Raw genomic sequence first — 18,128 nt, forward strand, 5'->3', positions numbered from 1 at the left:
GCATGGGGCCTCTGGGGCCCCTTTTTATTGCCTGAAGCCGAACTGACGAGAACTGACAAAAGCCGCGCAAAAACAAGCGCATCCGGAGCGAACCATGACCGACAAGAGCCACGATCCCAATCAGATGACCGGCGCCGCGATGATCGTGCGCGCGCTCATCGATCACGGCGTGCAGCATGTCTTCGGCTATCCCGGCGGTGCGGTGCTTCCGATCTACGACGAGATCTTCCAGCAGAGCGAGGTCGAGCACATCCTGGTCCGCCACGAGCAGGGCGCCGGCCACGCCGCCGAAGGCTATGCGCGTTCGACCGGCAAACCGGGCGTGGTGCTGGTGACGTCGGGGCCCGGCGCCACCAACATGGTGACGCCGCTGACCGACGCGCTGATGGATTCGATCCCGCTGGTCTGCATCACCGGCCAGGTGCCGACCCATCTGATCGGCAACGACGCCTTCCAGGAGTGCGACACCGTCGGCATCACGCGGCCCGCCACCAAGCACAACTGGCTGGTGCGCGACGTCAACGACCTCGCCAGGGTGCTGCACGAGGCCTTCTATGTCGCCACCACCGGCCGGCCCGGCCCGGTCGTGGTCGACGTGCCGAAGGACGTGCAGTTCGCCACCGGCACCTATCATCCGCCGCGCAAATCCGACGTGCACATCTCCTACACGCCGCGCGTCAAGGGCGATGCGACCCAGATCCGCAAGGCGGTGGCGATGCTCGCCAGCGCCAGGCGCCCCGTGATCTATTCCGGCGGCGGCGTGATCAATTCCGGTCCCGAGGCCTCGCAGCTGCTGCGCCAGCTGGTGGAGGCGACCGGCTTTCCGATCACCTCGACCCTGATGGGGCTCGGCGCCTATCCGGCATCGGGGCCGAACTGGCTCGGCATGCTGGGCATGCACGGCACCTACGAGGCCAACATGACCATGCATGATTGCGACGTCATGCTGTGCGTCGGCGCGCGCTTCGACGACCGCATCACCGGTCGCACCGACGCGTTCTCGCCCGGTTCCAAGAAGATCCACATCGACATCGATCCGTCCTCGATCAACAAGAACATCCGCGTCGACGTGCCGATCATCGGTGACTGCGGCAATGTGCTCGGCGACCTGTTGCAGGTGTTCAAGGCGGAAGCCAGGAAGCCGGACATCAAGGCGTGGTGGCAGCAGATCGCGCAATGGCGTGCGCGCAACTCGCTGTCGTACCGCAAGAACAACGATATCATCCTGCCGCAATACGCGATCCAGCGCCTGTTCGAGCTGACCCGCGGCAAGGACACCTACATCACGACCGAGGTCGGCCAGCACCAGATGTGGGCGGCGCAGTTCTTCGGCTTCGAGGAGCCGCACCGCTGGATGACCTCGGGCGGGCTCGGCACCATGGGCTACGGCCTGCCGGCCGCGGTCGGCGTCCAGGTGGCGCATCCGGACAGTCTGGTGATCGACATCGCCGGCGACGCCTCGGTGCAGATGACGATCCAGGAGATGTCGACGGCGGTGCAGTTCGAGCTGCCGATCAAGATATTCATCCTGAACAACCAGTACATGGGCATGGTGCGGCAGTGGCAGCAGCTGCTGCACGGCAACCGCCTGTCGCACTCGTATTCGGAGGCGCTGCCGGACTTCGTCAAGCTCGCCGACGCCTATGGCTGCGTCGGGCTGCAGGCGACCAAGCCGTCCGATCTCGACGGCGCGATCAAGGAGATGATCTCGATCAAGCGTCCGGTGCTGTTCGACTGCCGCGTCGCGGCGCTCGAGAACTGCTTCCCGATGATCCCGTCGGGCAAGGCGCACAACGAGATGCTGCTGCCGGAAGAAGCCACCGACGAGGCGACCGCGAAGGCGTTCTCCGGCGGCAAGGCGCTGGTGTGATGATGTACGACACAAACTCTAGCGTCATCGCCCGGCTTGACCGGGCGATCCAGTACGCCGCGGCAGCTCGATTGCTCTCGGGCGTTTCTGGAATACTGCATCCCCGCTTTCGCGGGGATGACGATAGAAAGAGCGGAACGACCGGAAGCCAAGATGTTTGACCTCAACGAGCTCGAGCGCGCGCACAGGATCGTCGGCGCCGCGGTGCCGGCGACGCCGGCATATGCGTGGCCGTTGCTGGCCGAGCGGCTCGGCACCGAGGTCGTGGTCAAGCATGAGAATCACACGCCGACCGGCGCCTTCAAGGTGCGCGGCGGCCTGGTCTATCTCGAGCGGCTGAAGCGCGAGCGGCCAGACGTGCCCGGCATCATCTCGGCGACACGCGGCAATCACGGCCAGAGCCTGGCGTTTGCCGCGGGCCGTCACGGCGTGCCGGCGACCATCTACGTGCCGCGCGGCAACTCGGTCGAGAAGAACCGTGCCATGCACGCGTTCGGCGCCGAGCTCGTCGAGCATGGCGAGGACTTCCAGGCCGCGCGCGAGGAGGCCGAGCGCCGCGCCCAGTTCGCCGGCCTGCACATGGTGCCGTCGTTCCACACCGACCTGGTGCTGGGTGTTGCGACCTACGCGCTCGAACTGTTCCGATCGGCGCCCGACCTCGACATTCTCTACGTGCCGATCGGGCAGGGCTCCGGCATCTCAGGCTGCATCATGGCGCGCGACCTGCTCGGATTGAAGGCCGAGATCGTCGGCGTGCAGTCGACCGAGGCGCCGTCCTACGCGCTGTCGTTTGCGGCCGGCAAGATCGTGAGCACCGCGACCAGCAACACGTTGGCCGACGGCATGGCGACGCGGATTCCGGACGCGGAAGCGTTCGCGCTGATCCAGAAGGGCGCCTCGCGCATCGTGCAGGTTACCGACGACGAGGTCGGCCAGGCGATCCGCGCCTACTGGACCGACACCCACAATCTCGCCGAGGGCGCGGGTGCCGCGGCGCTTGCAGCCGCGCTGCAGGAAAAGGCCAGGCTCGCCGGCAAGCGGGTCGGCCTGATCCTGAGCGGCGGCAATATCGATTTCGATCTGTTCCGGACCTGGATCGGGACGGATGCTGCGCCGGCCGCCCAGCGGGCGGTGGCGTGAACAGAATGTAAGGGGACGACCATGAACCAGCCCGCATCCGCCTACTTCCTCGAAGAGCGTCACGATCCGAACGAGACCCACACGCTGTCCGTCCTGGTGCAGAACGAGCCCGGCGTGCTCGCGCGCGTGATCGGGCTGTTCTCCGGCCGCGGCTACAACATCGAAAGCCTCACCGTCTCGGAGACCGAGAGCCAGAAACATCTCTCGCGGATCACCATCGTCACGACCGGCACGCCGATGGTGATCCAGCAGATCAAGCATCAGCTCGACCGCATGATCCCGGTCTACCGCGTCGTCGACATGACGCTGACCGGCAGCTCGATCGAGCGCGAGCTCGCGATGGTCAAGGTGCGGGGCGGCGGCGATCACCGCGTCGAAGCGCTGCGGCTGGCGGATGCGTTCCGCGCCCGGGTGATCGACGCCACGACCGAGAGCTTCGTGTTCGAGATCACGGGCAATTCGTCCAAGATCAGTCAGTTCATCGACCTGATGCGCCCGCTGGGGCTGGTCGAGGTGTCACGAACCGGGGTGGCCGCGATCACGCGTGGGCCGGAAGGGATGTGAACAATGTTGGCGCGCGACTGGTACTACACGCAACGGCGGCAGGTCGGTCTCGATACCGCGGTGGCCTCGATCTATGACGTCAGCGAGGACAGCGACGTCCGCGCCCGTCAGGCGCTGATTATGCTCGGCGTCAAGCCGGGCTGGCGGATCGCCGATATCGGCTGCGGCAACGGCGTGCTGGCGACCGAGGCGGCGCTGATGGGCGCCGAGGTCGACGCCATCGACATCTCGCCGGCGATGATCGGGCTGGCCGAAATCTACGCGCGCGACCGCAAGGCGAAGATCCGGACCCAGCCGGCCGGCTTGTTGTCCTTTGCCTATCAGCCGAACTCCTACGATCTGATCGTCAGCGAGTTCACGCTGCATCATCTGCCGGATTTCTGGAAGGCCGTGGCGCTGTCGCGGATATTCAACGCGCTGAAGCCCGGCGCGAACTTCTATCTGCGCGACATGGTGTTCGTCAGCATGCCCGACGGCGTCGATCGCGACGTCGAGGGCTGGGCCGATTTCTCGATCAAGAACCACGATTTCGAGCGCGAAAGCGTGATGACCCACATGCGCGACGAGTACTCGACCTTCGGCTGGGTGATGGAGCGCATGCTGACCGAGACCGGCTTCACGCTGGTCGCCGCCGACTATCACGCGCCGCTGCACGGCACCTATCTGCTGCGCAAGCCGAAGCCGGATGAACAGATCTGATCCCGACCGACGTAGCGAAACGGAAGCAAAAGAAGAACAACAATGAAGCCGGCCGATGTTGGCATCGCCGTCATGGTCGCGGTGATCTGGGGACTTGCGTTCGTCGCGAGCCGGATCGCGCTCGACGAGTTCTCGCCGGAGCTGATGACGACGCTGCGCTTCGCCGTCGCCGCGCTGCCGTGCCTGTTCCTGCGCAAACCCGGCGTGTCCTGGCCGCTGCTGATCGCAATCAGCTTCACGCTGTTCCTCGGCCAGTTCCTCGCGCAGGCCTTCGCGATCGCGCATGGCGTGCCGGTTGGCCTCTCCAGCGTGGTCGTGCAGAGCCAGGCGCTGTTCACCATTGCGTTCGCTGCGATCGCGTTCGGCGAGATGCCGACGCGGACGCAGGCGATCGGGGTGGCGATCGCCGCGTTCGGCTTGCTGATGATCTGCGGCACGGTCGGTTACGATTTCAGCGTCTCGGCCTTTGTCATTCTGATGGTCTGTCCGATCAGCTTCGCGATCGGAAATCTGTTGCTGCGGCAGGCGCACGCCGCGCCGATGTTCGACCTGTTTGCCTGGCTGTGCCTGTCGGCCGCCGTGCCGCTCGCGGTGCTGACCCTGATCAGCAACGGCCCGCAGCCGACCTGGCAGGCGCTGAGCCACATGTCGCTGACCGGGCTGACCTGCGTGCTCTGCCTCGGCGGCATCTCGACCAGCATCGCCTATTGGCTGTGGGGCCGCTTGCTGCGGGATTATCCGGCGGCGCAGGTGGTGCCGTTCGCGCTATTGGTGCCGTTCGTCGGCTCCGCCGCCTCCAGCATCGTGTTCGGTGAGAGGTTCGGGCCGCTGCGGCTCGCCGGCATGGTCACGGTGATCGCCGGCATTGCCGTGATGCTGCTGTCGAAGCGGCCAAAAGCGCTGCCGAAGGTCGCGTGAGGGCACCATGTCGAATTCGCTGCTGCTCGCCTTTATCGTGTTCGCCGTCGTGATGTTCTTCACGCCGGGCCCCAACAACATCATGCTGCTGTCGTCGGGGCTGACTTACGGCTTCCGCCGCACGGTGCCGCACATTGCCGGCATCACGGTGGGTTTCGCCTTCATGGTCGGCGCGGTGGGCGTCGGGCTCGGCGCGGTCTTCATCGCCTATCCGGTGCTGCAGACGATCCTCAAATATGGCGGCGTGGCCTATCTGGTCTATCTCGCCGCCGTCATCGCCATGGCCGCGCCGCCCTCGGCGGACGGCGATGACGAGTCCGGCCGCGGCCCGATGACTTTCTGGGGCGCGGCCATGTTCCAGTGGATCAATGCCAAGGGCTGGGTGATGGTGATCGGCACCATCACGGCCTATGCCGCGATTGCCGCCTTTCCCTGGAACATCGCGATCCAGGTCGGCCTGAGCCTGATCCTGGGAACGGTCTCCTGCATCGTCTGGGCCCTGTTCGGCACCGCCCTGCGGCCGGTCCTGACCTCGACCCGGGCGATCCGTGCCTTCAACGTCGTCATGGCCATCCTGCTCTTGGCCTCGCTCTACCCGGTCTTCATGGACGCATGATGCCGCACCGCGCCATGCGAGATGAGGGTTTCCCCTGAGGGGGAAAATGCTCTAGACAACGCCGGAAATTCGCGGGCGTCCGGCGGTTCTGACCTTCCGAAAGCCTGATTCATCGGCCGATTTTGGCCCCCTTCAAACGAGGAAACCACGATGCGAGTTTACTACGATCGCGATGCCGACCTGAACCTGATCAAGGGCAAAAAGGTCGCCATCGTCGGCTACGGCAGCCAGGGCCACGCCCACGCGCTCAACCTGAAGGATTCGGGCGTCAAGGACGTGGCGATCGCGCTGCGCAAGGGTTCGGCCTCGGCCAAGAAGGCCGAGAACGCCGGCTTCAAGGTGATGGAAGTCGCCGAAGCCGCCAAGTGGGCCGACCTCGTCATGATGCTGACCCCGGACGAATTGCAGGGCGACATCTATCGCGAGCACCTGCACGACAACATGAAGAAAGGCGCGGCGCTGGTGTTCGCCCACGGCCTCAACGTGCACTTCAACCTGCTCGATCCGCGCGCCGACCTCGACGTGCTGATGATCGCGCCGAAGGGCCCGGGCCACACCGTGCGCTCCGAATATCAGCGCGGCGGCGGCGTGCCCTGCCTGATCGCGATCGCCAAGGATTCGTCGGGCAACGCCCATGACCTCGGCCTCAGCTACGCCTCGGCGATCGGCGGCGGCCGCGCCGGCATCATCGAGACCACCTTCAAGGAGGAGTGCGAGACCGACCTGTTCGGCGAGCAGGTGGTGCTCTGCGGCGGCCTGGTCGAGCTGATCAAGGGCGGCTACGAGACGCTGGTCGAGGCCGGCTACGCGCCCGAGATGGCCTATTTCGAGTGCCTGCACGAAGTGAAGCTGATCGTCGACCTGATCTATGAAGGCGGCATCGCCAACATGAACTACTCGATCTCCAACACCGCCGAATACGGCGAGTACGTCACCGGTCCGCGTATCGTCACGGCCGAGACCAAGGCGGAGATGAAGCGCGTGCTGGCCGACATCCAGGGCGGCAAGTTCGCCCGCGACTGGATGCTGGAGAACAAGGTCAACCAGACCTCGTTCAAGGCGACCCGCGCCAAGCTCGCCGCCCATCCGATCGAGGAAGTCGGCGCCAAGCTGCGCGACATGATGCCCTGGATCAAGAAGGGCGCCCTGGTCGACAAGAGCAAGAACTGACAGGCGAAGCCTGTCATTCCGGGGCGGTCCGCAGGACCGAACCCGGAATCTCGCGGACGCATCAAATGAAAAAGGGTGGGCGCGTTGCCCACCCTTTTTCTTTGTCATGAAACGCGAGCGGCGGCTAACCGGCCGCCATCGGCTGCTTCTCGATCCTGTTGTGCAGCTGCCAGAACCGCACCGTGCGCTGCGCGGTTTCCAGCGACAGCCGCCGGTAATCGCGGTGCGCGATCTCCAGCGTCGCATGGTCGATGGTGTGCGGCAGCGGCCGCTTGCGCAGGATGGTTTCGACCGTCGGCCAGTTGAGCCGCGCCGAGCGGCACGGGATCAGCAGCAGGTCGGAGCGCAGCCCGAGCATCAGGCGTTCGATCATCGCGATCGGCATGTCGTTGAGCACGGCGAGCGAAACCGTGACCTCGTCGAACTTGCCCTGTTCGGCGAATTTGTAGACTGCCGCATCGTCGAGCTCGTTGAGCTGCTTCATCAGCTTGACCAGCTCTTCGGCGATGCCGTAGTTACGGCGCGGGGCCGCGGCCTCCTCCTGCGCGATGTCGTTCAGCACCTGGCTGATCTCCTCGCGCGCCCGGGGCGAGGCGATCGCGAGCAGGCGGGCGCGCACGGTATCCTTGGCACGTTGCAGCAGGTCGCGCAGCAGCTTGGCCGGAATGTCGATGCGCAGCCCGAGGATCTCGACCAGCTCGTCGTCGCCTTCGGCGCGCGCGACGATGCTGGAGTAACCGTTCTCGGAGAACTCGGCGCCGGCATTCTTGGCGAGGCGGCGGATCACCTTGTCCTCGCCGCGATCGATGATCACGTCGGTGACCGAAGAGGGCAGGTTTTCCCGCGCCGAGATCGCGTACAGATGGTCCTGGCCCTTGCTGCTGGCGATCTCGCGCAGCGCGGCGTTGGAGAGGCGGCTGGAGTGGGTCAGGACCTCGCCTGCGACGCCGATGTCGTCGTCCCAGGCCAGATGCTGAATCACCTCAAACGGCGCATAGTCGAGCGGCGCGAGCCGCTTGCTGAGCTCGGCGCGCGCACGCGTCTCGACGCGCGCGACCAAGAGGCACAACACGTCGTCGAACACCTTGACCTGTTCATCGTTGAGGCGGTCGCCGTCGTTCAGGAACAGATCGGTGACCTGCCGCAGCGTCTGCACGCGCTTGGCCGACGTCCCGTCCCGGACCGCATCCTCGAGTTCGGCAATAATCGATTGTGACGCCTGTTGCGCCATCGATGGGCAACCTTGTTTTTGTTGAATGACACCTGCCTGCACACCATGCAGGGCGCGGTGTTACACCTGCGTTAAGGTGGAACCCGGTGCAAATACGGGTGCATCGCATCCTTAACGAGCCGCGACCGGACATGATTCAATTCGCGGTTTGGACGCCGCCGCTGTGGCCGATACATTTAAGAGATTATTTAGGACGATGCGCGCAGCGCACCGGCGAAAATATCGATCGAGGCGGCGCGTTCGCGCTATTGCGTCGCCCCGAGGCGCCGTCGAGGACAGGCAAGATGAAAGGCGAGACCATCATGAGACCGATAACTTGGCCATCAGTGAGCCATCTTCCGGAGTCAGGACCCACGTCATGTCTGACGGAAAGAGCCAGGACGAACTGACCCAGCTTGCGGATGAGGCGCTGCGCGCCCAACCCGGCTGCGAGACCGCGCGGGTGCCGGCGGTCGCCGCGCTGCCCGATGCGCAGATCGGGCGCAACTGGGAGATTCCGAATGTGGTGCTCGGCGACAGCCTGATCAGCGATGTCGACCGCGCGGTGCTGTCGGTTCATCGCCGGCTCGGCCGCAAGTTTCACCTCGTTTAAGGTGGCCTGATCCTTAGCTCGCCTGTGCCTGACGTGGCGCGGGCCGCGCGGCCATGCTGATCATCCTGAGCGCGAACACGGCAGCGAGCGGCAGCAGGAACAGCGCATAGGACGGCATCTCGGGAATCCGCTTGCCGAACGAGATCATGAACTGCGCCAGCAGATAATAGCCGCCGACGAGATGCAGCCTGCGCCAGGCGTGCTGGCCGAGCAACGCTGCGCTGGGCCGGAACGAGGTCGCGGTGAGCGCGACGATCACGAGATAGCCGATGCCGCCGAAGATGTAGGACACGATCGAGGTCGCGGCCGCGAAACCCGGCGGATCGAGCATTGCGAATGCGGCGATCGCGACCGCATGGATGGCATGTGACGCTGCGAAGGTGACGCCGAGGTAACGGCGGTTGCGCCGCTGCCAGTGCGTCCAGGCGTTCGGCCAGAGCCGCGCCAGCGCCGCGGCGGAGAAGGCGAGGCAAAACAACAGCAGCGAGGTCCGTGCCGTGAACCGGATCACCATCCGCACGCCTTCGACCTCGAAATGCCGCATCCCCGCGATCCAGAGCGAAAGCCCGATCAGGGTCAGCGTGAGCAGGGCGAACAGCCGCCAGCCTTCGAACCAGGTATGACGCATCCGCATATCCAGCCTCCCTCGAGATGTAATCACCAGTTACATGCCGGTCGCCGGCGCGGCAATCCGTGTAATCGGCGCTTACATTCACAAGGGGGTGATGCTAGAGGAGGGCCGATGCGCCGCCCCTCCAAACCGCCGTCCGTCCGTCCGGCCAAGCCGCGTCGCGCCGCTGCGCGCGCGGCGGCGGCCAGGCCCTATCATCATGGCGACCTTCGCCGGGTCCTGATCGACGCCACCATGCAGCTGGTCGGCGAGGGCGGGCCGGAGGCAGTGAGTGTGCGCGAGGCCGCCCGCCGCGCCGGGGTGTCGCCCGGCGCCCCGTTCCGGCATTTCCCGAGCCGCGATGCCCTGATGAACGCGGTAGCCGAGGAGGCGCAGCGCCGCTTCCGCTTCGAGATCGAGATCGCGCTGGCCGATGCGCCGGCGGATCCGCTCGGCCGTTTCCGCTGCCTCGGGATCGCCTATCTGCGCTGGGCGATGAACAACCCGACCCATTTCGAGGTCATCTCCAGCCGCCGCTTCTTCGACCACGACCGCTCGGCCGGGGTGTCGAGCGACAATGCCGAGTTGATCGGCCTGACCGAACGCACGTTGGCTGAGGCCTTTTCGGCGGGGCAGCTCGTGGCGCGCGACCTGAAGCAAGTCCAGGTCGCCGGCCGCGCGCTGGTCTACGGCTTTGCGCGGATGCATATCGATGGGCATCTGCCGCGCTGGGGTGTCCGCGAAGCGGAGGTCGAGCGGATGGCCGCTGACATCGTCGACCTCTTCATTGCGGGCATTGCAAAGCCTGCGGTGAAGGTCTGAGGCAGGCCGCGCCAGCCTGGCGTGCACCGCGCGGGCAAATTCATTGCGCATTCATGACGATTCAATTACGGTTTTATGACATGGTGCAGACACCGGCTGTGCCGTGTGCCTCCTGGCCGTTGCCAGTCAAGGCCGTGGCATTGCGCCGGCTAGTATTGCGTCCCGCCCATGGCGCCCGCGCCTCAGCAAAACTCGTCCGTTGCCGCGCTCGCCGGCGGTCTCGCCGCGATCGGCATCTGGCGGTTGATGGCGGTCGCCGCACCGCATCTCGGCGCGCTGATCCTGATGCTGCGGACCGAGACCGATTTCGGCTCGCGGCTTTGCTTCCTGCTGACCTGGGGAATCCTCAACTGCCTGTTCATCGCGCTGCTGCGCCGGCCGGCGCTGTCGGGCGCGCTGTCGCTGACGCTGGTCGTGGTGCTGGTGCTGCTGTCGCGCTTCAAGCACGACGTGGTGCAGATGACCGCGAACTTCGTCGACCTGATGGTGATCGATCGCGACACCGCGGCGTTCCTGCTTACGATCTTCCCGAACCTGCGCTGGTCGATCATCGGCGCCGGCCTCGTCACGCTGCCGCTGATGTACGCGCTGTGGTGGCTCGATCCGTTCCGCATCCGCCGCCTGCCGGCCGCGGCCGCCTGCCTCGCCTGCACCGCCGCGCTCTCGGGCTATGCCTTCGCCTGGCCTGACGAAGCCTGGCGCGGCTATTACGACGACGGCTATCTGTCGAAATTCGCGCGCTCCGGTGTGACCGCGGTGTCCGACTTCGTCGCCTATGGTTTCATGGAGTCGGATCCGAGAGCGAGCGACCAGCTCAAGATGCCGCTGGTCGACGCCTGCCATCCCGCCGGACGCCGGCCGAACATCGTCATGATCCATGATGAATCAAGCTTCGACATCCGCGCCGCATCCGGCGTCAAGGTGCCGCCGGGCTATGGCAGTCAGTTCAAGTCCTATGACGGGATCGAGCGCAAATTCCTCGCCGAGAGCAATGGCGGGCCGAGCTGGTTCACAGAGTACAACGTGCTGGCGGGACTGTCCTCGCGCTCGTTCGGTCGATTTTCGTATTTCGTCACCCGGATCGCATCCGGTCGGGTCGAACGCGGCCTGCCGCTGGCGCTGCGCCGCTGCGGCTACGATACGCTGTCGCTCTATCCGGCGTTCGGCGCCTTCATGAGCGCGCGCAATTTCCAGACCACGGCCGGCATCCAGCATTTCTACGATGCGCATGATCTGCATGCCAAGGATGTCGAGCCCGACAGCTTCTTCTACGACAAGGCGCTGACGCTGATGGCGGACCAGAAGACATCGGGCACGCCGCTGTTCACCTTCGTCTATCTCGCCGCCAACCATTTTCCGTGGGAGACGAAATTCCGTCCCGATTTGCTGCCGGCGTGGAAACGGCCGGGCAATACGCCGGCGATCGACGAGTATCTGCGCCGGCAGACGATGAGTGCCAACGATTATGCCGGCTTCATCGCGGCGCTGAAGAAGAAGTTTCCGGCGCAGCCGTTCCTGATCGTGCGCTACGGCGATCATCAGCCGGAATTCTCGCCGCAACTGCTCGACCCCGAACTGGACGAGGCCGGAATCGGCAAGAAGCTGTTGGATTACGATCCGCGCTACTACGCGACCTATTACGCGATCGATGCCGTCAACTGCGAACCGGTGAAGAGCCCGGCGGTGATGGACACGATCGACGCCGCCTATCTGCCGCTGGTGATCCAGGAAGCCGCCGGCATTCCGCTCGATCCGTCATTCGAGGAGCAGAAGGCGATCATGCTCCGCTGCAACGGCGCGTTCTACTCCTGCAAGGACGGCGCAGAGGCGCGCCGCTTCAACCGCCTGTTGATCGACGCGGGGATCATCAAGGGGCTTTAGACTAACGTCGTTAGACGAAGGTCGTCGCGCGAAACCGCGTGCATTACTCATTTGTAATTACGTCGCCGAGATTTCGTCACGATTGTTGCGATGATCTGTCGCGCCGCTGCCACGATGTCCATCAGCGCGCAGCGTCAAATCAACCAATCCGGCCCTTCTTGCAGGAGTGTTTGCCCATGCGAGCGCTCGATGTCGCGCGCCTTGTCGCCGCCTTCGGACTTGCTGTTCCCCTCGCCATTCCTTCGGCCCATGCCGCAGAGCCGCCTCACGATATCAAGGGGCTCTACATGATGACGGATTATCCGGCCGTCACCGTCAGACCTGGTACCACGTCCAACATCTCGTTGCGTTTGCAGAACTACGATCTCGGTCCGCAGCGCTACAAGCTTTCGGTCGAGGGCGTGCCGGGCGGCTGGACCGCGACGCTGCTCGGCGGCGGTCAGCCGGTCGCAGCCGCGATGCCGGCGCCCGACTCCAGCGTGCCGCTGCAGCTTCGGCTCGACGTGCCCGCCAACGCGTCGCTCGCCGAGCAGACGTTGACGGTGAAGGCCGAAGGGCAGGGCAGCGAGGCAACGCTGCCGATCGTGGTCGCGCTCGCCAAGGAATTGCCGGCAAAACTGACGGTGTCGTCGAAGCTTCCCGAATTGCGCGGCAGCCCGAAATCGAACTTCGAGTACACGCTGACCATCAAGAACGACAGCGGCCGCAACCTGGTCGCAAGCTTTGCCGCGGCGGCGCCGCAAAATTTCGAGACCTCGTTCACCGAGGCCTACGGCACCCAGGAACTGTCATCGATCCCGATCGATGCCGGACAGTCCAAGGACATCAAGCTCAAGGTGCGGCCGCCGAGTGCGATCGATGCCGGACATTTTCCGGTCAAGGTCACGGTCAATGCGGAGGATGCGTCGGCGCAGACCGAGGTTGCGCTCGACGTCGCCGGCCAGCCGCAGCTTCAGCTCTCCGGCCGTGATGGCCTGCTGAGCGCGCGTGCCGTCGCTGCCGAGCAGAGCACGATCCCGGTCGTCGTCACCAACAGCGGCACCGCGCCGGCCGACAATATCGAGCTCGCCGCAACCGCGCCGAGCGGCTGGAAGGTCACGTTCCAGCCCGCCAGGATCGAGCGGCTGGTGCCGGGCAAGGACACCGAGGTTCAGGCGCTGGTGACGCCGAGCGACAAGTCGCTCGCAGGCGACTACCAGCTCGCGGTGCGCGCCACCTCGCGCGGCGAGACCGCATCGAGCCAGTTCCGCGTCACCGTCAGTACGTCCACTGTCTGGGGCATGGCGGGCGCAGGTGTGATCGGCGTCGCGCTGCTGTTGATGCTGGGTGCCGTTGCGAGGTTCGGACGGCGATGAGCGCGCAGCAGAACAACAGTGCTGCCGCGCGGCCGGAGGCCGTTATCGCAGCGCGCGATCTCACCAAGCGCTACGGCAAGACCAGTGTCGTCGACGCCATCAACTTCGATATCGCCAAGGGCGAGGTGTTCGGGCTGCTCGGCCCGAACGGTGCCGGCAAGACCACGACCATCCTGATGATGCTCGGGCTCACCGAGATCTCGGCCGGCCGGGTCAGCGTGCTCGGCTTCGATCCGGCGCGGCAGCCGTTGCAGGTCAAGCGGCGGGTCGGCTATCTGCCCGATGCCGTCGGCTTCTACGACCACCTGACTGCGGTGGAGAACCTCGCCTACGCGGCCAAGCTGATGGGACTCTCGATGGCCGAACGTTCGCGGCGGATCGCGGCGGCGCTGACCCGTGTGCGTCTGCTCGATGTCGCCGACAAGCGGGTCGCGACCTTCTCGCGCGGCATGCGGCAGCGGCTCGGGCTTGCCGAGATCATCGTCAAGCGCGCCGAGATCGCGATCCTCGACGAACCGACCTCGGGCCTCGACCCGCAGGCGACGATCGAATTCCTCGATCTGATCAGGGAGTTGAAGGCCGAGGGCATTACCGTGCTGCTGTCGTCGCACATGCTCGACCAGGTGCAGCGGGTCTGCGACCGCGTCGCGCTGTTCCGTGCCGGCAAGATCGCGATGATGGGCTCGGTGGCCGAGCTCTCGGTGCAGGTGCTGGGCGCAGGCTTCGTCGTCGAAGTCGAGGCCGACGGTGCCGGGATTGCCCGGCGGCTGGCGGCGATCCCGGGCGTCGGCAATGTCGAGACGCTGGCGGAAGACCGCTTCCGCATGACGGCCGACCGCGACGTGCGGGCCGATGCGGCGCGCGCGGTGGTCGCGGCCAATGGCGCCTTGCGGCGGCTCTCGGTCGACGAGCCGAGCCTTGAGGCGATCTACGCCCATTACTTCCAGGCCATCCCATCAGGAGGCGTGCGCGATGCGGCGTGAAGGTTCAGCATTCCAGGGCGTTGGCGCGGTCTTCGTCAAGGAGCTGTCGGACAACATCTCGAGCGTCCGCATGCTGATGCTCGAGCTTCTGATCGTGCTGACCGCGATGGCGGCGCTCTACGAGGCGATCGTCGCACTGCGCCAGAACACGGCGGAGGATCCATTCCTGCTGCTGCGCCTGTTCACCGTGAGCCAGGCGCCGCTGCCGTCCTTCGTCGCCGTCCTCGGCTTCCTGATCCCGCTGATGGCGATCGGGCTCGGCTTCGATCTGATCAACAGCGAGCACAACCGGCGCACGTTGTCGCGGATCCTGGCGCAGCCGATCTACCGCGATGCCCTGCTGCTCGGCAAATATCTCGCCGGGCTCGCGACCATCGCGATCAGCCTGACGGCGCTGTGGCTGCTGGTGATCGGGCTCGGCCTGATCTTCCTCGGCGTGCCGCCGGGCGGCGAGGAGATCGCCCGCTCGCTCGCCTTCCTGGTGATCGCGGTCTTCTATGCCGGCGTCTGGCTGTCGCTGGCGATGCTGCTTTCGATCGTGTTTCGCTCGCCGGCGACCGCGGCGCTGGTCGCGCTCGGCATCTGGCTGTTCCTGACCGTGCTGTGGCCGATGCTGGCGCCGGCGATCGCGCAGGCCATCGTGCCGCCGGATCCGCGCTTTGCCGCCCTCGGGCTCGATACGCCGGGCACGGCGATCTGGACCCAGCTGCTGCAGCGCTTCTCGCCGAATGACCTGTTCGGCGAGGCGATGCTGGCGGTGCTGTCGCCGACCACGCGCACGCTCGGCCCGGTGTTCCTCGACCAGATCCGAGGTGCGGTGATGGGCGCCCCGCTGCCGTTTGGCCAGAGCGTGATGATCGCCTGGCCGCAGACGGTCGGTCTGATCGCCTGCACCATCGTGCTGTTCGTCGCGGGCTACGTCCTGTTCCAGCGCCAAGAGGTCAGGGCGTAAGCCTGACGACGTCATTGCGAGCGGAGCGAAGCAATCCATCTGGCGGCAAGCGGAGAGATGGATTGCTTCGTCGCCATCGCTCCTCGCAGTGACGACGGGACTAGAGCGTTTTCGAGCGAGGTGGCTACCGGTTCGCGTAAAGAAAACGCGTCAAAACAAGAATCTAGAGCCCCGTTCCGATTCCATCGGAACGGAAAAGGCTCTAGCGTGGCCCGATCTTCTCCCAGAGCCAGCGCGCCACCGCGTCCGGCGACGATGATGCGTCATTGCCCGAGGCGCGCAAATTCGCCTCGCGCATCGCGGCGATGTCGATCTTGCCGAGCAGCGGCTGTAGCGCCGCCTTGAAGGCGTCGTCATCACGCCGCTGCGACGAAAGCAGCACGATCGCGTCATAGGGCGGGATGGCATGCCTGTTGTCCTCGAGCGTGACGAGGTCGTATTTCGCGATCAGCCCGTCGCTGGTGTAGCCCGCGATGACGTCGACCTCGCCGGAGGCGACCGCGGCATACATGAAGTCCGGCTGCATCTGGCGCTGGGCGCGGAAAGCCAGCCCATAGGCCTTCTGGATGCCGGCCCATTCCGGACGCGAGAAGAATTCATAGTCGCCGGCGATCGACATCGTCGCGGCGCGCGGTGCGAGGTCGGCGATCGAATGGATGCCGAGCTGATCGGCGCGCTTCCTCGGCATCACCAGCGCATAGGCATTCTCGAAGCCGAGCTCGCCGAACAGCGTGATGTCCTGCTTCGCCAGCGTCGTTTTCAGCTCGCTCAACAGCTCGGCACGCGGCTTGATGTCGGCATGGTGGAACTGGTTGGCCCACAGCGTGCCGGAATAGTCGACATAGACGTCGATATCGCCTGACGCGAGCGCGTCGAAGATCACGCTGGAGCCGAGGCCGGCGCGGGTCGTGGCCGGTAGCCCGGCCGCTTGCAGCCGCTGCGCCATCAGCGCCGACAGCACATATTGCTCGGTGAAGGTCTTGGCGCCGACCACATAGCGCGCATGCGGACGGGCGAGTGCGGGCACCAGCGTTGCGCCGATCAGGGCGGCGATGCCGAGCCCGCCGAGCGCGGTGCGGATGCGGCTCTGACTGCGCAGGCCGTTCTCGATCAGCGCCAGCAACTGGTCGACGACAAGTGCGAGCACGGCGGCGGCAAAGCAGCCGAACAGCACGAACACCCAGTTCTGGGTCTGCAGCCCGGCGAAGATGTAGTTGCCGAGGCTGGTCTGGCCGATCGGCGTCGACAGCGTCGCGGTGCCGATCACCCAGACCGCGGCGGTGCGGATTCCCGCCATCATCACCGGCAGCGCCAGCGGCAGCTCGACCATGGTGAGCGATTGCCGCGGCGTCATGCCGACACCTTCCGCGGCCTCCAGGACGGCGGGATCGACGCCCGACAGGCCGGTGATGGTGTTGCGCAGCACCGGCAGCATCGAATAGAGCGCGAGCGCCAGCACCGCCGGCAGGAAGCCGAAGGCGGAGAAGCTGAAGCCGAGCCACGCCGCGGTCAGCGCCGCGAGCGCCAGCAGCAGCGGGTAGAACAGCGCGAGCAGCGCGAGGCCGGGCACCGTCTGCACGATGCTGGCGAGCCCGAGCAGGGTGGTGCGCAGCACCGGCCGGTTGCGGGCGATGATGGCGAGCGGCAGGCTGACCAGCAGCCCGAGCGCCAGCGCCGACACGCTGACCCGCACATGACTGCCGAGATAGTCAGGCAGATGTGACAGCGCCTCGCGCCAGCGTGGATCGGCGAACAGGCTCATGCCGTGCCGTCCCGCGGCAGCAATGCGCCGAGCCGGTCCGCCTGTCGTCGCGGCGTGCGCATGAGCTCGCCGACATAGCCATCGGAGCTGGCCGAGAGGTCCGCCGGCGTGCCCTGGGCCAGTAGCCGGCCGCCATGCATGACCGCGACACGATCGGCCAGCAGCAATGCCTCGGTCATGTCGTGGGTGATCATGATTGTGGTCAGGCCGAGCTCGCGGTGCAGCGCGCGATAGTCGTCGCCGAGTGCGTCGCGGGTCAGCGGATCGAGCGCGCCGAACGGCTCGTCCATCAGCACGATGCGCGGCCTCGCGGCCAGTGCACGCGCGACGCCGACACGTTGGCGCTGACCGCCGGAGAGTTCGTGGGGGAGACGGTCGCGATAGTGCGCGCGATCGAGCCGCACCAGGTCGAGCAGCTCGTCGACGCGCGCCGCGACATCCGCTTGCGGCCAGCCGAGCAGTTTGGGCGTGATGCCGATATTGCCGGCAACGGTGAGATGCGGAAACAGCCCGGCACTCTGGAAGACATAGCCGATGCGGCGCCGCAGCAGGATCGGGTCGATGCGGCTGACATCCTCGCCCTCGATTGCGATCTGGCCGCGGTCGGCTTCGATCAGGCGGTTGGTGAGCCTGAGCAGCGTCGTCTTGCCGGACCCCGAGCCGCCGACAATGGCCAGCAATTCGCCCTCCGCCACGTCGAGCGAGACATCGTCGACCGCCACCACGCGACCATCGTCAAAACTCTTGCCGACATGCGCGTAGGCAATCAGCGGCGTTGCGGGCATTCCAGGGCGACCTCAGTCTCACGATCGTGAACGACAGTGATAGCCCATAAAACGGACTTTGACTCGAGGTGCAGGTGGTCGCACCTGCGGTTTCGCAAAATGGACATTGGCCTGCGGCGCGAACGCCGGCGCCGCGCGGCTGCCGTTCCAGTCGGACCCGTGAAGTGGATCAGCCCCT

General features: G+C 65.7%; 17 protein-coding genes. 13 read left to right on the forward strand and 4 right to left on the reverse strand.

The features are described from left to right. The first annotated feature begins 94 nt into the window (after nt 1–94). The 7 genes from ACVINW_RS23180 to ilvC all read left to right on the forward strand — a co-directional run bounded on the left by ACVINW_RS23180 (nt 95) and on the right by ilvC (nt 6,977). Nucleotides 95–1,870, forward strand: a complete 1,776-nt coding sequence (locus ACVINW_RS23180) for an acetolactate synthase 3 large subunit (protein ID WP_456753432.1) — start codon at nt 95–97, stop codon at nt 1,868–1,870. Nucleotides 1,871–2,023: 153 nt separating this feature from the next. Beyond that, nucleotides 2,024–3,010, forward strand: coding sequence for a threonine dehydratase (locus ACVINW_RS23185; RefSeq protein WP_456753433.1), 987 nt, complete (start codon nt 2,024–2,026; stop codon nt 3,008–3,010). A gap of 21 nt (nt 3,011–3,031) precedes the next feature. Next, a complete protein-coding gene (gene ilvN / locus ACVINW_RS23190; RefSeq protein ID WP_016841057.1) occupies nt 3,032–3,574 on the forward strand; it encodes an acetolactate synthase small subunit in 543 nt (180 codons plus the stop codon). A gap of 3 nt (nt 3,575–3,577) precedes the next feature. Then, complete coding sequence (locus tag ACVINW_RS23195) at nt 3,578–4,273, forward strand: class I SAM-dependent methyltransferase (RefSeq protein ID WP_456753434.1); 696 nt, start codon at nt 3,578–3,580, stop codon at nt 4,271–4,273. Between the two features lie 42 nt (nt 4,274–4,315). Continuing rightward, a complete protein-coding gene (locus ACVINW_RS23200; RefSeq protein WP_456753435.1) occupies nt 4,316–5,191 on the forward strand; it encodes an EamA family transporter in 876 nt (291 codons plus the stop codon). Between the two features lie 7 nt (nt 5,192–5,198). Beyond that, a complete protein-coding gene (locus ACVINW_RS23205) occupies nt 5,199–5,807 on the forward strand; it encodes a LysE family translocator (protein ID WP_456753436.1) in 609 nt (202 codons plus the stop codon). Between the two features lie 150 nt (nt 5,808–5,957). Next, nucleotides 5,958–6,977 carry a ketol-acid reductoisomerase gene (ilvC, locus tag ACVINW_RS23210; protein WP_050401884.1) on the forward strand — a complete coding sequence of 340 codons (1,020 nt, stop codon included), beginning with the start codon at nt 5,958–5,960 and terminating at the stop codon, nt 6,975–6,977. Between the two features lie 124 nt (nt 6,978–7,101). On the opposite strand, the gene ACVINW_RS23215 is transcribed toward ilvC, so the two are convergent. After that, complete coding sequence (locus ACVINW_RS23215; RefSeq protein WP_456753437.1) at nt 7,102–8,208, reverse strand: DUF2336 domain-containing protein; 1,107 nt, start codon at nt 8,206–8,208, stop codon at nt 7,102–7,104. Nucleotides 8,209–8,566: 358 nt separating this feature from the next. On the opposite strand from ACVINW_RS23215, the gene ACVINW_RS23220 reads away from it, so the two are divergent. Then, nucleotides 8,567–8,800: a hypothetical protein gene (locus ACVINW_RS23220; RefSeq protein ID WP_456753438.1), complete on the forward strand. Its 234-nt coding sequence runs from the start codon at nt 8,567–8,569 to the stop codon at nt 8,798–8,800. Nucleotides 8,801–8,813: 13 nt separating this feature from the next. On the opposite strand, the gene ACVINW_RS23225 is transcribed toward ACVINW_RS23220, so the two are convergent. Next, complete coding sequence (locus ACVINW_RS23225; RefSeq protein ID WP_456753439.1) at nt 8,814–9,434, reverse strand: hypothetical protein; 621 nt, start codon at nt 9,432–9,434, stop codon at nt 8,814–8,816. Between the two features lie 108 nt (nt 9,435–9,542). Here ACVINW_RS23225 and ACVINW_RS23230 point away from each other — a divergent pair, with 108 nt between their 5' ends. From ACVINW_RS23230 to ACVINW_RS23250, 5 genes are all read left to right on the forward strand, one after another. Further along, entirely contained in the window at nt 9,543–10,232 is a 690-nt protein-coding gene (locus ACVINW_RS23230) for a TetR/AcrR family transcriptional regulator (RefSeq protein ID WP_456753440.1), read from the forward strand. Between the two features lie 168 nt (nt 10,233–10,400). After that, nucleotides 10,401–12,113 carry a sulfatase-like hydrolase/transferase gene (locus ACVINW_RS23235; RefSeq protein ID WP_456753441.1) on the forward strand — a complete coding sequence of 571 codons (1,713 nt, stop codon included), beginning with the start codon at nt 10,401–10,403 and terminating at the stop codon, nt 12,111–12,113. 176 nt (nt 12,114–12,289) lie between these two features. Next, nucleotides 12,290–13,468, forward strand: coding sequence for a COG1470 family protein (locus ACVINW_RS23240; protein ID WP_456753442.1), 1,179 nt, complete (start codon nt 12,290–12,292; stop codon nt 13,466–13,468). Continuing rightward, entirely contained in the window at nt 13,465–14,451 is a 987-nt protein-coding gene (locus tag ACVINW_RS23245) for an ABC transporter ATP-binding protein (RefSeq protein ID WP_456753443.1), read from the forward strand. The genes ACVINW_RS23240 and ACVINW_RS23245 overlap by 4 nt, the downstream gene beginning before the upstream one ends. Then, nucleotides 14,441–15,403: an ABC transporter permease gene (locus tag ACVINW_RS23250; protein ID WP_456753444.1), complete on the forward strand. Its 963-nt coding sequence runs from the start codon at nt 14,441–14,443 to the stop codon at nt 15,401–15,403. Before ACVINW_RS23245 ends, ACVINW_RS23250 begins: the two co-directional genes overlap by 11 nt. A gap of 202 nt (nt 15,404–15,605) precedes the next feature. On the opposite strand, the gene ACVINW_RS23255 is transcribed toward ACVINW_RS23250, so the two are convergent. Beyond that, nucleotides 15,606–17,165, reverse strand: a complete 1,560-nt coding sequence (locus ACVINW_RS23255; protein ID WP_456753445.1) for an ABC transporter permease/substrate-binding protein — start codon at nt 17,163–17,165, stop codon at nt 15,606–15,608. Further along, on the reverse strand, nt 17,162–17,950 hold the full coding sequence (locus ACVINW_RS23260) for an ATP-binding cassette domain-containing protein (protein ID WP_456753446.1): 789 nt from the start codon (nt 17,948–17,950) through the stop codon (nt 17,162–17,164). The genes ACVINW_RS23255 and ACVINW_RS23260 overlap by 4 nt, the downstream gene beginning before the upstream one ends. Nucleotides 17,951–18,128: the final 178 nt, after the last annotated feature.

Source organism: Bradyrhizobium sp. USDA 4461, from assembly GCF_054055655.1.

What these genes read in the sequence shown, in the direction of transcription:
- ilvC (WP_050401884.1), top strand. Translation starts at nt 5,958, where the DNA reads ATGCGAGTTTACTACGATCGCGATGCCGACCTGAACCTGATCAAGGGC.
- ACVINW_RS23225 (WP_456753439.1), bottom strand. Translation starts at nt 9,434, where the DNA reads ATGCGGATGCGTCATACCTGGTTCGAAGGCTGGCGGCTGTTCGCCCTG.
- ACVINW_RS23245 (WP_456753443.1), top strand. Translation starts at nt 13,465, where the DNA reads ATGAGCGCGCAGCAGAACAACAGTGCTGCCGCGCGGCCGGAGGCCGTT.
- ACVINW_RS23195 (WP_456753434.1), top strand. Translation starts at nt 3,578, where the DNA reads ATGTTGGCGCGCGACTGGTACTACACGCAACGGCGGCAGGTCGGTCTC.
- ilvN (WP_016841057.1), top strand. Translation starts at nt 3,032, where the DNA reads ATGAACCAGCCCGCATCCGCCTACTTCCTCGAAGAGCGTCACGATCCG.
- ACVINW_RS23180 (WP_456753432.1), top strand. Translation starts at nt 95, where the DNA reads ATGACCGACAAGAGCCACGATCCCAATCAGATGACCGGCGCCGCGATG.
- ACVINW_RS23250 (WP_456753444.1), top strand. Translation starts at nt 14,441, where the DNA reads ATGCGGCGTGAAGGTTCAGCATTCCAGGGCGTTGGCGCGGTCTTCGTC.
- ACVINW_RS23260 (WP_456753446.1), bottom strand. Translation starts at nt 17,950, where the DNA reads ATGCCCGCAACGCCGCTGATTGCCTACGCGCATGTCGGCAAGAGTTTT.
- ACVINW_RS23185 (WP_456753433.1), top strand. Translation starts at nt 2,024, where the DNA reads ATGTTTGACCTCAACGAGCTCGAGCGCGCGCACAGGATCGTCGGCGCC.
- ACVINW_RS23205 (WP_456753436.1), top strand. Translation starts at nt 5,199, where the DNA reads ATGTCGAATTCGCTGCTGCTCGCCTTTATCGTGTTCGCCGTCGTGATG.
- ACVINW_RS23235 (WP_456753441.1), top strand. Translation starts at nt 10,401, where the DNA reads ATGGCGCCCGCGCCTCAGCAAAACTCGTCCGTTGCCGCGCTCGCCGGC.
- ACVINW_RS23230 (WP_456753440.1), top strand. Translation starts at nt 9,543, where the DNA reads ATGCGCCGCCCCTCCAAACCGCCGTCCGTCCGTCCGGCCAAGCCGCGT.
- ACVINW_RS23220 (WP_456753438.1), top strand. Translation starts at nt 8,567, where the DNA reads ATGTCTGACGGAAAGAGCCAGGACGAACTGACCCAGCTTGCGGATGAG.
- ACVINW_RS23240 (WP_456753442.1), top strand. Translation starts at nt 12,290, where the DNA reads ATGCGAGCGCTCGATGTCGCGCGCCTTGTCGCCGCCTTCGGACTTGCT.
- ACVINW_RS23200 (WP_456753435.1), top strand. Translation starts at nt 4,316, where the DNA reads ATGAAGCCGGCCGATGTTGGCATCGCCGTCATGGTCGCGGTGATCTGG.
- ACVINW_RS23215 (WP_456753437.1), bottom strand. Translation starts at nt 8,208, where the DNA reads ATGGCGCAACAGGCGTCACAATCGATTATTGCCGAACTCGAGGATGCG.
- ACVINW_RS23255 (WP_456753445.1), bottom strand. Translation starts at nt 17,165, where the DNA reads ATGAGCCTGTTCGCCGATCCACGCTGGCGCGAGGCGCTGTCACATCTG.